The following is a 12163-nucleotide window of genomic DNA, read 5'->3' as shown; positions in this document are numbered from 1 at the left end:
AAGTGGGCCCACCCATGAAGGTGGCCCCACTTCGATTTCAGGAACAGGTGGTGTTACTCAGCCGGTTGCACGCTTTCGCCGCGAAACCAACCTATTCGACGGAACAAAAGCCAATCGAGCATCAATGCCAATAGCAAGCTGGCACCCATGAGCGGTAGTAGCAGCATCAACACGACAACAGTTACGCCCATGCCCCAGCCCAAGCTGGCCTCTGGTGCGCGCGGCACACCAAGTTCGCCAGCCGGGCGGCGTTTCCACCACGCAACAATGCCTGAGACAGACAGTACAACGCCAAGCAGTGCCGCAAGCGTGTTCAGCGCAAGGTTCAGTGGACCGAACAATTCACCCTGATGCAGGCTAATGCCATAAGACACGGTCTTTGCGATGATCGGATTCTCGCTGAATTCGATGCGTTTCAGGATGTCGCCTGAATATTGATCAACCAGAATTTCTGTTTGCTCGGATCGATGGCGGGAACCCGATCGCATCCAATAGGCAGCGTCTGGTTTGCGTGGTGGTTTCACCTCGATCGGCGAGACAAGGCTTTGTTCCCACCCCATGGCCACGATTTGTTCAATGGGCAGGGTGTCGCCACTATCAGCTGTTGATTTCGGTTTGCGACCGCCGAACCGCAGCGAAACGGATTCTTGTCCGGTTTGCTTTTGCATATAGCTCAAACCTCCGCCCCAAACATCGGTCCATGGCAGGCCTGAGATCAGAAGCGGGGTTATCAGAACAGCCGCCAACATTCCGGTGAACATGTGCGTCTCGCGCCACCATGCGCGGCCCGGTGAACGGGGCAGCGATACCGCATCACGCAGGCTGCGTTTACCGCGCGGCCACCACAAAACCACGCCCGTGATCATCATCACGATGGCCCAATGAGCAGCCAGTTCGACAAACTTGGTGCCGAACGCACCGCCCAAAAGCTCTCCGTGAAACTTTTTGACCACGCGCATGATCAGTTGGTCCCGTGGGGTTGAGGCCAGAACTTCGCCTGAATAAGGATCAACCCATGCGACAGATCGGGTGTTGTCAGTGTCGTTGAATTCAATCTTGGTTGATCTGGCCGGGTCGTCATGAACCGTCACCATGCGAAGGCGTTTCATGCCATAGGCTTGGGTTAGGGCGTCGATTTGCTGGGCGTAGGTCAAAGGTGTTCCTGTAGCCTCGACATGCAGCCTATCTGCATAAAGCCAGCCTTCGATCTGGGGTTTGTAAAGGTAGATCCCGCCCGAAATTGAAAGGATCAGCATGAAGGGCAGAACATAGAGAGCAGCTAGAAAATGCCACTTCCATACAAGGCGATAGAATGCGCCACCTTGAACAGGTGCGCGCGCGGCGGTGGCCGCGGTCGTGTCAGTTGTCATTGGTTTTATCCTTGAAAGTCTGTTGTTTGAGTTGGATCAGACAGTCAGGATTGGGGGCGCGCGGGCAGGTCGTTTGCGTAGGTAAGGTGAATCCACACGCACAATTTCTTCACGCAGGCCAGTGGTTAGAAGATAGCTGCGCGCGAGGGTCTTCCAATGAGACAGCGGGGCCATGTCTGTGATCAGGATACTTCCCAACACACAGGGTTCGGCTTCATCACTAACCTCTTCAACAGGGTTACCTTCGGCATCGATGCGGATCGTGATGATACCGTCGCCGGTACAAAGAACCACGGTTTGAAGCTCGCCAAGCACCAACATTTGAACAGCCGAACCAACCTTGGGCAAAACAACCCCAAGACACAGTGCAGCGGTCAATAAGATGCGAATGAGGCTTCTCATAACGGTGAGCTACCGCAGGTGACAAAAAAGCTCCAGATATTTGTCGGTTGTTTTACGCGCTCTTGCCCTTTTGCGTTCATGCCAATAGGGCTATCTGCCATGAAAATACTCTTTCTTGGTGATATCATGGGGCGTGCCGGACGGCGCGCAGTTGCAGAGCGACTGAAAGGTCTTCGCGAAGACTGGAAGCTCGATTTCGTTGTGGCCAATGGTGAAAACGCCACCAGCGGGCATGGTTTGAACGCAAGCCACGCCAAAGAGTTTCTTGACGCGGGCGTGGACGTGATCACTTTGGGGGATCACGCCTTTGATCAGCGCGATATGCTGACCTATTGCGAACAGGAAAAGCGTATCATCCGTCCACTGAATTTTGCCAAAGATTGTCCCGGCGTGGGCGCGCGTGTGTTTGCGGATGCACGCGGACGCAAGATCCTTGTGACGCAGGTCTTGGGACAGGTCTTTATGAAACGCGCCTTCGACGATCCGTTTTCCGCGATCGATCTGGTGTTGAAGCGGCACACGCTTGGCGGCGCAGTGCAGGCGTCTTTGGTAGACATACACTGCGAAGCCACGTCCGAGAAAATGGCGGTCGGACACTGGTGTGATGGACGTGCCAGCGTGGTTGTTGGCACCCATACTCATGTTCCCACGGGGGACGCGCAAATTCTTCCAAAAGGAACGGCCTATCTGACCGATGCGGGCATGTGCGGGGACTATAACAGCGTGATTGGCATGCAAAAAGAAGAACCGATGCGCCGTTTTGTAACCGGGATGGCCAAAGGGCGTTTCACCCCTGCCGAAGGGGAGGCCACATTGTCCGGCCTGTATATCGAAACAGATGACCGTACGGGCAAGGCCACACGTGTTCAGATGGTGCGTAATGGTGGGCGTTTAACACCGTGTTCCCCAATGGACGCAAGCTAAGTCTCGCGACCAAAATCCAGCACGCGACAAAACCGCGCTTGCTCATACCCCCCGCGCAAGGCAAAACTAGATCAAGCGATTAAACGGGGACTGTGCATGGGTTTATTCGAGTTCAGCGCCACAACTCAGGCGGTGATTGCCCTTCTGACCGTAGGGGGGATGTTTGTCCTTTTCCTGCGTGAAAGCTTCCCCACCGAGGTTGTTGCCATTGGTGGCGTGTCCATCATGCTGGTCATGGGCATTCTCGACTATGAAAGCGCGCTGGAAGTGCTTTCCAATCCGGCCCCTTGGACGATCGCTGCGATGTTCATTGTCATGGGCGCTTTGGTGCGCACCGGCGCGCTTCAATGGTTCACCCAGATTGCGGAGAAGAAGGCCGAACATAACCCGATGATGGCTTTGGCATCCCTTATGGGCTTTGTCGTGGTGTCCTCTGCGGTGGTATCGAACACGCCGGTGGTGGTCGTCATGATCCCGGTTTTCATTCAACTGGCGAAGAAGATTGGAAAATCGGCGTCCAAGCTGCTGATCCCGCTAAGCTATGGCGCCATTCTGGGCGGCACGTTGACCCTGATCGGGACATCAACCAACCTTCTGGTGGATGGCGTCGCCCGTGAAGGCGGGCTGGAACCGTTTACAATCTTCGAAGTCACACCGCTTGGCATTGCCTTGGTGGCTTGGGGTATGTTCTATCTTCGCTTCATCGCCCCCAAGATCCTGCCCGACCGCGACAGTATGGCGACCCTTCTAACCGACAGATCCCGCAAGAAATTTTTCACCGAGGCCGTTGTCCCACCGGAATCAAACTTGATCGGGCGTGAAGTAAGCGGCGTTCAGTTGTTCAAACGTGAAGGTGTGCGACTGGTCGATGTTATTCGTGGTGATGCTTCATTGCGACGGGATATGTCCGGTGTCACGCTGCAAGTTGGCGACCGCGTTGTTCTTCGGACAGCGATGACGGAACTTCTAAGTCTGCAACGTGACAAAAGCTTGAAGCGCGTGGATCAGGTGTCTGCCGTCGAAACCACCACGGTCGAGGTCTTGATCTCGCCCGGCTGTAAGATGGTCGGCAAGCAGCTTGGTAAGATGCGTCTGCGTCGCCGATATGGCGTGTATCCGTTGGCGGTGCATCGCAAGAACCAAAATATCGGGCGTCAACTGGATGAATTGGTTGTGCGCGTCGGCGATACGCTGCTTTTGGAGGGCGCTCTGGCCGACATCCAACGGTTGGCGCAAGACATGGATCTGGTCGATGTTTCGGCCCCTTCGGATCGCGAGTATCGACGCGGTCACGCCCCGATCGCGGTGGCTGCACTTTTCGGATTGGTGGCCTTGGCAGGTTTTGGAGTGGCGCCGATTTTCTTGTTGGCCTTTTTGGCCGTTGCGGTTGTTCTTTTGACCCGCTGTATCGACGCGGACGAGGCCTTTGGGGCCGTTGATGGGCGATTGCTTGTGCTTATCTTCTCGATGCTTGGCATCGGGGCGGCGTTGGAAAGCTCGGGCGCGGTTGCGTTGATCGCGGAAGGCATCGCACCAGTTTTGGGCAAGCTTCCACCCTTCTTAATCGTCTGGGCCATCTACCTGCTGACATCTGTCCTGACCGAGCTTGTGTCGAACAACGCTGTTGCTGTTGTGGTGACACCTATCGCAATCGGGCTGGCACATGCGCTGGGCCTTGATCCGCGCCCCTTGGTTGTTGCGGTGATGGTGGCAGCCTCGGCCAGTTTTGCGACGCCCATCGGCTATCAGACAAACACGCTGGTCTATGGACCCGGCGGATACAAATTCTCGGACTTCTTGAAAGTTGGTGTTCCGCTGAACTTGTCCGTGGGCATCCTTGCCTCGATCCTGATCCCCTTCATCTGGCCGCTGTGACACCTGATACTGATGTCTCTGAGGCGCTGCGTCTGGCCACAGTCGAGCTTTTGGCCCGCGCGGGGCTTGGGCTGGAGTTGGACGGGCGGGTGCAGGTCTGGGCGGATCAAGTGATGGATCGGATGTCCGATTGGCCCCGCCAAAGTGATGCGATCTATGTGCTGGAAGCTTTGCCGTCTCCCGTGCATTGGGGTGAGGTTGATCAGTTGCTCGCGCTGGCGACAACAAACCTAAAGCTGCAGCGTCCCAAAGATGAATCTGAAAGCGCCATTTGGTTGGCCGGTTTGCATGTGGCTGAAATCCTTGCCGCAAAAGGGGACGATTTCACCGCGCTAAAGAAACTGTCACGGCTGTGGTTTGACCACGAGGTTGATGCGCTTAAGGGTTTTTATCTTCTCAAGCACGCCATTCGGGATGTTGAACGTCATGGCGCACAGCCACACTGGCCGGGGCTGACGCAGGAAAACTGGCGTGATCTTTTGTGTGAACATTGCGTGGCGTGGCAGCAAGACCACCCATCACCCAATCCGTTTACACCAACTGCGGCGCGCTGATTACAGCGGCCAGAACACCAAGATCGCCGGGATCGAGACCGCAACCACCAAAATCTCGAGCGGCAAACCCATGCGCCAGTAATCACCAAAGCGATAGCCACCCGGGCCAAGGATCAACGTGTTATTCTTATGACCGATGGGCGTCAGGAACGCACAGGACGCAGCGATCGCCACAGCCATCAGGAATGGGTCGGGGTCTTTGCCCAAGGCATGCGCCATCTGGATGCCCACAGGTGCCGCCACGATGGTGGTCGCCGTGTTGTTCAGAACGTCTGACAAGGTCATGGTAACCACCATCAACACCGTCAACACGGCCCAAGCGGGCAATCCTTCTGTCCATTCAACCAAGGCCCCTGCGATCAGTTCGGTCCCGCCAGAGCTTTCCAACGCAGCGCCCAGCGGGATCATGGATCCCAGCAGCACCACGACGGGCCATTCAATATGGGTGTAAAGCTCTGACAGCGGCACGATCTTGGCCAAGACATAGCCGACCACGACCAACCCAAGGGCCACGGGCAAATACACCAGCCCAATGCTTGCCGCAGCGACGGCCGCTGCAAAAAGCCCAATGGCCAGCCAGACCTTTTCGTCGCGGGTGACGGTCAAGCCGCGTTCGGCCAGGGGCAAACAGCCCAACCATTCGGTCACGTCCGCTTCATTGCCCTGTGGCACCAGCAAAAGAAGGATGTCGCCCGGTTGCACCTCGGTTTTGCGTACCTGTTGGGTGATCGTCTTACCCGCGCGCGAAATCCCCATTAGGACCGAGCGTCGACGCCAATTCAGCCCAATGGCCTGCGCCGTTTTGCCGGCAATACGGGCATTCTCAGGAACGACCACTTCGATTTTCGAAAGACCATCGCCTTCGGCTTTCAGTTTTTCTTCTCGGGTTTCCTCGGCGAAGGCCAATCCGGTTGCCGTACGAAACTCATCCAGCGCCTCAGGCGTAGCCTCCAGTACCAAAGCGTCGCCTTCAGCCAGTTTGGTGCCACGTTGGGTGCCGTATCGCCGCTTGCCATCGCGCACGAGGCCAAGGATCGCGACATCGTTCTTCTCGGCTGTTTCCAGCAGTTCTTTCACGCGCTTGCCGATGTGTTTTGATCCCTCGGGCACGGTCAGCTCAGCAACATAATGGCCGAACTCTTCCATAGGGTTAGACCCGTTTTTGTCTGCATGGGGTTGCGGGATCAGACGCCAGCCGATCAGTGCGACGAAGATCAATCCTGCAATCGCGGTGACACCACCGACGGGTGCAAAATCAAACATCTTAAAAGGTTCACCCAAAGCATCTTCGCGGATGGACGCAATGATGATGTTGGGGGGCGTGCCGATCAGCGTGACCATGCCGCCAAGGATGGTGGCAAAGGACAAAGGCATCAGGCTTAACCCCACAGGGCGCGCCGCCTTGCGGGCGGTTTGAATGTCTACGGGCATCAACAATGCCAGCGCGGCCACGTTGTTCATGAAGGCCGACAAGACGCCACCAATGGCCCCCATCAGCGCGATATGCGACCCAAGCGATCGCGACGCGTCGACCAAGGTTCGGGTGATCAGAAACACGGCGCCCGAGCGGACCAGCCCGGCAGAGACAACCAGTACCAGCGCCACGACCAACGTGGCTGGATGCCCGAAGCCGGAAAACGCCTCTTTCGTGGGCACAACACCCAGCACCACCCCCACCATGAGGGCGGAAAAGGCTACAATATCATAGCGAAAGCGACCCCACAAAAGCAGGCCGAATACCGCACCGAAAAGCGAAAAGAGAATGATTTGATCTGTTGTCATGCCCAAGGCTTACCGCGAAGGGCAGGGCGCGTCACCCGTAGATTACGGGGAAAAGCGTGGCAATCAGCAGCAGGGCCATGGTGACATTGAAGGCTTTAAGCCGCGTTGGGTTCGTAAGGATCACGCGGATTTTCTGACCCAGTACGGTCCAGGTAGAGACGGATGGAAGGTTCACGGCACCAAAGATCACCGCCACCAAAACCACCGCGCCCATGTCGCGCGTTGGTGCATAGACGCTGATCGCAGTCAGGGCCATCGCCCACGCTTTGGGGTTCACCCATTGAAAAGCCGCCGCCTGCAAAAACGTCATCGGTGTCCCGCCAGCCTTGCCTGTTCCGGGTTCACTTGCGCGCGCAATTTTCCATGCCAGCCACAGCAAATAGATCACGCTTCCGGTTTTCAGGATCGTGTAGCTGATCGGGTATAGGTCAAAGAGCTGCATAAGCCCGGCACCGACCAGAACCACCATGAATATAAATCCCCCGGCGACGCCCAACATATGTGGGATCGTGCGTTTGAACCCAAAGTTCGCGCCTGAGGCCATAAGCATCAGGTTGTTTGGCCCCGGCGTGATGGACGAAACAAAAGCGAAAGCGACAAGCGCAAGAAGAAGATCATAAGACATGAGGGGATTATTGCAGTAGGGTGGCGCTTTGGGATTGCAAACTTGCGCGAATTCAGGGTTATTCTGCAATCTATGAAGATAAAAGACAAAATAGATCAGCAAATATTGCGCGAGCTGTCAGCGGATGGTCGTCTGCCCAATACGGAATTGGCAGATCGGGTGGGGTTGTCCCCCTCGGCCTGTCTGCGCCGGGTGCAGGAACTTCAGCGGCTGGGCGTGATCGCGGGCTATCGGGCTGTGCTTGATCCAATGGCGATGGGGGTGGGTTTCGTGGCCTATGTGACCGTAGGGCTGAATGACCACACCAAAGCCGCGCAGGAAGGGTTCGAACGGGCTGTGGCGCTTTATGATGAGGTGCGCGAGTGCCACAACATCACCGGCACCGTGGAATATCTTCTGCGGGTCGAGGCTGCAGACCTGATCGCATATAAACGTTTCCACACCGATAAGCTGGGGACATTGCCGCAGGTACATCAGATTGTGACCCATGTGGTGATGGGGTCACCAAAGGATGATCGCGCCTGAATTATTCGGTGCGAAGCATTCTGAACCCAACCAATCCAGCATGGCCCCTTGCCCCTTGTTGGCCGCTTGGGCTATTGATCCCCGAACGAATGAATTAGTCGGAGGTCGCCATGGCTGGCCACTCAAAATGGGCAAACATCCAACACCGCAAAGGTCGTCAGGATAAACTGCGCTCGAAACTGTTTTCGAAACTCGCCAAAGAGATCACTGTGGCCGCCAAAATGGGCGACCCCGATCCCGACAAGAACCCGCGTTTGCGTCTGGCCGTGAAAGAAGCCAAATCGCAGTCAGTCCCCAAGGATGTGATCGAACGCGCGATTAAGAAGTCCCAAGGTGGCGACGCCGAGAACTATGATGAGATCCGGTATGAAGGCTACGGCCCGAACGGTGTGGCTATCATCGTCGAGGCGATGACCGACAATAAAAACCGGACCGCATCGACCGTTCGGTCGACCTTTACGAAGAATGGCGGCAATCTGGGTGAAACCGGATCGGTTGGTTTCATGTTCGATCGCAAGGGCGAGGTGATCTATTCCACTGAGGCAGGCGATGCAGACACCGTGATGGACGCCGCGATCGAAGCTGGTGCAGAAGATTGCGAAACCGACGAAGGCGGCCACCGTATTGTTTGCGCGGATACCGATTTGAACGAGGTCTCGACCGCGTTGGAAACCGCCCTTGGTGAGTCGGATTCGACCAAGCTGATTTGGCAGCCGAACATCACAACCGAGCTGGACCTTGAGAACATGCAAAAGCTGATGAAGCTTGTGGATGCGCTTGAGGATGATGATGACGTGCAGCGCGTCACAACAAACTTTGAAGCTTCGGACGAGGTGATGGAGCAGCTTTAAGCAACATCCCATCTGATAAAAGAAAGACCCCGGTCCGTGGAAACGCGCCGGGGTCTCTTGTTTTCGCCGGCTATCCAGTGTCATGTCGCCGGATGACCGCAAACGCCTCCTCTGATCAACGGCCTATGCACGGCATCTTGTGGATGCTGGCGGCAGGTCTGTTTTTTGTGTTGATGAATGCGCTGGTGAAATATGTGGGGCAAGAACTGCCCTCATCCCAAGCCGCATTTCTTCGGTATGTTTTCGGGCTTGTTTTTGTGCTTCCTGCCATCGGGCAACTGACCAAGATCAAATTCCCCAAACGGGTGTGGCAACTGTTTGTGCTACGCGGGGTGGTCCACACGGGCGCGGTGCTGTGCTGGTTTTACGCCATGACCCAAATCACCGTGGCCGAGGTCGTGGCGATGAACTATCTGACCCCGATCTACGTCATGCTGGGCGCGGCTGTGTTTTTGGGTGAAAGCTTTTCGACCCGGAGGATGCTGGCTGTTGCTGCGGCCTTCCTTGGCGTGCTGATCATCCTGCGACCGGGACTGCGCGAGCTTGGGGGCGGTCATATCTCGATGGTGTTCACAGCGATCTTTTTGGGGGTTTCCTATTTGATCGCCAAACGGTTGGCGCAAGATGCGACTGCGGGTGTGGTGGTGGCCATGATGTCGCTAACCGTGACGATCGGGCTGGTGCCAGCAGCCTACATGGTTTGGGTGCCACCCACCTTGGTTCAGATGGCGTGGCTGGCTGTCGTGGCGTTTTTTGCCACCGCTGGCCACTATTCCATGTCGCGCGCCTTTGCCGAGGCGCCTGTATCGGTCACTCAGCCTGTGACCTTTGTGCAAATCATCTGGGCAGCTGCCACCGGCGCGATTTTCTTCGCAGAACCGGTGGATTTCTGGGTGGTGGTCGGCGCGGGTGTGATCATGGCGGCAGTCACTTATATTACGTGGCGCGAGACTATTCTGAAACGCCGCGTGACGCCGAACCCGAACGAGCCGAAGGGGTGATTAGTCGTGTATCCATTCGCGCACTTCGACACCCTTGGCTCTTAGGGTCAGTATCTGTTTGTAGTGCTCGGATTCTTCCCACTGTGCTTCGATATTGAGTTCTCTCAGGTTAGGCATCATTAACAGTGACGCGTAGTCTAACGGTTGAGGAATCCCAAACTCTAAAACCTCTATCGTCGGTTGGCCGCGTAGAGGGGTTAGGTTTTGTTTGTTTAAGCCATAGATTTGCAACTCCTTCAGTTTTGGAAGAGAAACGATTCCTTGAAGTTCGATGGATGTTTCGGCGACAAGTATTAGAACCTCTAATTGAGTTAGCTGACCGATAGGTGTGAGGTCTGGATTCTGCAGCCCCGACAAGTGCAAATGTTTCAGGGATGTATGTGAGGAAAGATTTGGTAGCTTTCCCAGTTTTGCAGTGCCAAATTTGAGATGTTTGAGCCAAGTCATTGGCGCCAACGCGCCGATCTCGTGAGACCTGACGTTGGGGAGTATGATCGAATTAACATGCTCAAGCTCAACAATGTCTGCGTAATTCTCAAGCTTTGCATTGGCTAAGTGAAGTGTAGTGCAACTAGTTTGCGCACACTTTTGCAGAATTCGCTCACCTTTGATCTCGAGAACTCGATCTCGTTCGGTTGGCTGGTGAGTTGTTTGGCATGCTTGTAGAATCCAAATGACAGTAATCGAAAAAGTAATTAGTCGTAGTGTCTTCAAAACACACCTCTCAAAGCGCATCGGGAAAGGACGGCGGCAATGTAGCCGCCGCCCATCAAAATCACTCAGACCAGCTTACCCCAGTCAAATCATTCGCCTGTGTGGGCGCGTTTTCCCACAACCCGTTGATCTTGGCATTCGCCACACCGGTTTTCGCCAGCTGGAACAGGTATCCGTTCACATAGTCATCCGCGATGATCTGTTGGGCCTGTTTGTTCAGGTCCGACCGCATGGCGGGGTCTGATGTGACCGACAGCTTCTCGATCAACGCTTGGAAATCTGCGTTGTCATACTGGAAATAGTATTCCGGACGGGCATAGATATTGATGTCCGCGGGTTCCGTATGACTGACGATGGTCAGGTCGAAATCCATGCCTTTGAACACCTGTTCAATCCACTGCGCCCATTCGAGGTTCGAAATCTCGGTTTTGATCCCAACCTCGCGCAGTTGGGCGGCAATGATCTCGCCTCCGCGACGGGCATAGGCTGGCGGTGGCAGCATAAGGCGCAAGGTCAGATCGGCCGCCCCGGCCTCGGCCAGCAGGGTTTTTGACATTTCGGGGTCAAAGGCCGAATTGCCGGTCAGGTCAACATAGTCCGGGTTATGCGGCGCAAAATGGGTGCCAATGGGCGTGCCATAGCCATGCATAGCACCGTCAATGATGTCCTGGCGGTTGATCGCGTGGGCAATCGCCTTACGCACGCGCACATCCGACAGAGGCCCGGATTTGTTGTTGGTGGATAGAATTGTCTCGCCCTCGGTCGAGCCGACGATCACGTTAAAGCGCGGATCGGCTTCAAACTGGCCCAGAGTTTCTGGTGCGGGGAAGTTCGGGAAGGCGTCCACGTCACCCGCCATCATGGCAGCAAATGCCGCGTTCGGGTCCGAGATGAACTTGAACGTCGCGTTCGCCAGCGCAGGCGCGTCGCCCCAATAGGCGTCGTTGCGAGTGATCGTCACGTGGTCGCCTTTGGCCCATTCAACGAAGCTAAAGGGGCCTGTTCCAACAGGATTTGTCGCTGCGTTTTCGATGCTTTCAGGTGCTACGATAATCGCATCGCCCCAAGCCATATTGAAAGGGAAGTTGCCGTTGGGTGCGGTTAGCTTCACCTGCACCGATGTCGGGCTAACGGCCGTTACACTTTCGATGTCCTTGAACAGCGCTTTCTGGGCATTGGTCGAGCCCTCAGCCCGCGCACGATCGATCGAGAACACCACGTCCTCTGCATCAAAGGCTGATCCATCGTGGAAGGTCACACCTTCACGAAGCGTGAACGTGTAGGACAACCCGTCCTCGCTGACGTCCCAACTGCTTGCCAAAGCGGGCAGCACCGCGCCATCAGGGCCGAACCGTGTCAGACCCTCGTAGATATTTGCATAGACAACTTCGTCGATGGCCGCAGCGGCCCCTGCGGTTGGATCAAGGTTTGGCGGCTCAAGCACCATTCCCAGCGTGATCGCATCATTTCCAGCCAGCGCGGTGGTTGCCATCAACGCCCAAGCGCATGCAGTAAGTTTAAGGTTGGTCATCGGGGTCCT

At 55.8% G+C, this 12163-nt stretch carries 12 protein-coding genes; 6 read left to right on the top strand and 6 right to left on the bottom strand.

All coding sequences use genetic code 11. The features are described 5' to 3' along the window. Positions 1-53: 53 nt before the first annotated feature. Both AC0L6A_RS14095 and AC0L6A_RS14090 read right to left on the bottom strand, forming a co-directional pair. Positions 54-1370 carry a PepSY-associated TM helix domain-containing protein gene (locus AC0L6A_RS14095; RefSeq protein ID WP_473290926.1) on the bottom strand — a complete coding sequence of 439 codons (1317 nt, stop codon included), beginning with the start codon at positions 1368-1370 and terminating at the stop codon, positions 54-56. A 36-nt stretch (positions 1371-1406) separates the two neighbouring features. Beyond that, positions 1407-1748 carry a hypothetical protein gene (locus AC0L6A_RS14090; protein WP_473290925.1) on the bottom strand — a complete coding sequence of 114 codons (342 nt, stop codon included), beginning with the start codon at positions 1746-1748 and terminating at the stop codon, positions 1407-1409. A 123-nt stretch (positions 1749-1871) separates the two neighbouring features. On the opposite strand from AC0L6A_RS14090, the gene AC0L6A_RS14085 reads away from it, so the two are divergent. The 3 genes from AC0L6A_RS14085 (at position 1872) to AC0L6A_RS14075 (ending at position 5125) form a co-directional block, all read left to right on the top strand. Continuing rightward, positions 1872-2696: a TIGR00282 family metallophosphoesterase gene (locus tag AC0L6A_RS14085; protein WP_473290924.1), complete on the top strand. Its 825-nt coding sequence runs from the start codon at positions 1872-1874 to the stop codon at positions 2694-2696. Positions 2697-2792: 96 nt separating this feature from the next. After that, on the top strand, positions 2793-4571 hold the full coding sequence (locus AC0L6A_RS14080; RefSeq protein ID WP_473290922.1) for an SLC13 family permease: 1779 nt from the start codon (positions 2793-2795) through the stop codon (positions 4569-4571). Then, complete coding sequence (locus AC0L6A_RS14075; RefSeq protein WP_473290921.1) at positions 4568-5125, top strand: hypothetical protein; 558 nt, start codon at positions 4568-4570, stop codon at positions 5123-5125. The genes AC0L6A_RS14080 and AC0L6A_RS14075 overlap by 4 nt, the downstream gene beginning before the upstream one ends. Here AC0L6A_RS14075 and AC0L6A_RS14070 read toward each other — a convergent pair whose 3' ends face one another. Beyond that, a complete protein-coding gene (locus AC0L6A_RS14070) occupies positions 5126-6907 on the bottom strand; it encodes an SLC13 family permease (protein WP_473290920.1) in 1782 nt (593 codons plus the stop codon). It abuts the gene before it with no gap. Between the two features lie 31 nt (positions 6908-6938). Beyond that, positions 6939-7532, bottom strand: a complete 594-nt coding sequence (locus tag AC0L6A_RS14065; RefSeq protein ID WP_473290918.1) for a LysE family translocator — start codon at positions 7530-7532, stop codon at positions 6939-6941. A 72-nt stretch (positions 7533-7604) separates the two neighbouring features. Between AC0L6A_RS14065 and AC0L6A_RS14060 the strand changes: the two genes are divergently transcribed. The 3 genes from AC0L6A_RS14060 (at position 7605) to AC0L6A_RS14050 (ending at position 9909) form a co-directional block, all read left to right on the top strand. After that, entirely contained in the window at positions 7605-8057 is a 453-nt protein-coding gene (locus AC0L6A_RS14060) for an Lrp/AsnC family transcriptional regulator (protein WP_473290917.1), read from the top strand. A gap of 110 nt (positions 8058-8167) precedes the next feature. Next, a complete protein-coding gene (locus tag AC0L6A_RS14055; RefSeq protein WP_473290916.1) occupies positions 8168-8908 on the top strand; it encodes a YebC/PmpR family DNA-binding transcriptional regulator in 741 nt (246 codons plus the stop codon). A 92-nt stretch (positions 8909-9000) separates the two neighbouring features. Next, on the top strand, positions 9001-9909 hold the full coding sequence (locus AC0L6A_RS14050; RefSeq protein WP_473290914.1) for a DMT family transporter: 909 nt from the start codon (positions 9001-9003) through the stop codon (positions 9907-9909). On the opposite strand, the gene AC0L6A_RS14045 is transcribed toward AC0L6A_RS14050, so the two are convergent. Both AC0L6A_RS14045 and AC0L6A_RS14040 read right to left on the bottom strand, forming a co-directional pair. Continuing rightward, positions 9910-10356 carry a hypothetical protein gene (locus tag AC0L6A_RS14045; RefSeq protein ID WP_473290912.1) on the bottom strand — a complete coding sequence of 149 codons (447 nt, stop codon included), beginning with the start codon at positions 10354-10356 and terminating at the stop codon, positions 9910-9912. Between the two features lie 328 nt (positions 10357-10684). Further along, complete coding sequence (locus AC0L6A_RS14040; RefSeq protein WP_473290911.1) at positions 10685-12154, bottom strand: ABC transporter substrate-binding protein; 1470 nt, start codon at positions 12152-12154, stop codon at positions 10685-10687. Positions 12155-12163 lie beyond the last annotated feature (9 nt).

The organism is Aliiroseovarius sp. D2-2 (assembly GCF_055809455.1).
Note: the sequence above shows the minus strand (reverse complement) of the source record. Positions and strands in the feature narration are given on the sequence as shown.

Excerpts from the sequence above, each read along its gene's own strand:
- AC0L6A_RS14070 (WP_473290920.1), bottom strand. The coding sequence starts at position 6,907 with ATGACAACAGATCAAATCATTCTCTTTTCGCTTTTCGGTGCGGTATTC.
- AC0L6A_RS14045 (WP_473290912.1), bottom strand. The coding sequence starts at position 10,356 with ATGACTTGGCTCAAACATCTCAAATTTGGCACTGCAAAACTGGGAAAG.
- AC0L6A_RS14080 (WP_473290922.1), top strand. The coding sequence starts at position 2,793 with ATGGGTTTATTCGAGTTCAGCGCCACAACTCAGGCGGTGATTGCCCTT.
- AC0L6A_RS14040 (WP_473290911.1), bottom strand. The coding sequence starts at position 12,154 with ATGACCAACCTTAAACTTACTGCATGCGCTTGGGCGTTGATGGCAACC.
- AC0L6A_RS14055 (WP_473290916.1), top strand. The coding sequence starts at position 8,168 with ATGGCTGGCCACTCAAAATGGGCAAACATCCAACACCGCAAAGGTCGT.
- AC0L6A_RS14050 (WP_473290914.1), top strand. The coding sequence starts at position 9,001 with ATGACCGCAAACGCCTCCTCTGATCAACGGCCTATGCACGGCATCTTG.
- AC0L6A_RS14060 (WP_473290917.1), top strand. The coding sequence starts at position 7,605 with ATGAAGATAAAAGACAAAATAGATCAGCAAATATTGCGCGAGCTGTCA.
- AC0L6A_RS14095 (WP_473290926.1), bottom strand. The coding sequence starts at position 1,370 with ATGACAACTGACACGACCGCGGCCACCGCCGCGCGCGCACCTGTTCAA.
- AC0L6A_RS14085 (WP_473290924.1), top strand. The coding sequence starts at position 1,872 with ATGAAAATACTCTTTCTTGGTGATATCATGGGGCGTGCCGGACGGCGC.
- AC0L6A_RS14065 (WP_473290918.1), bottom strand. The coding sequence starts at position 7,532 with ATGTCTTATGATCTTCTTCTTGCGCTTGTCGCTTTCGCTTTTGTTTCG.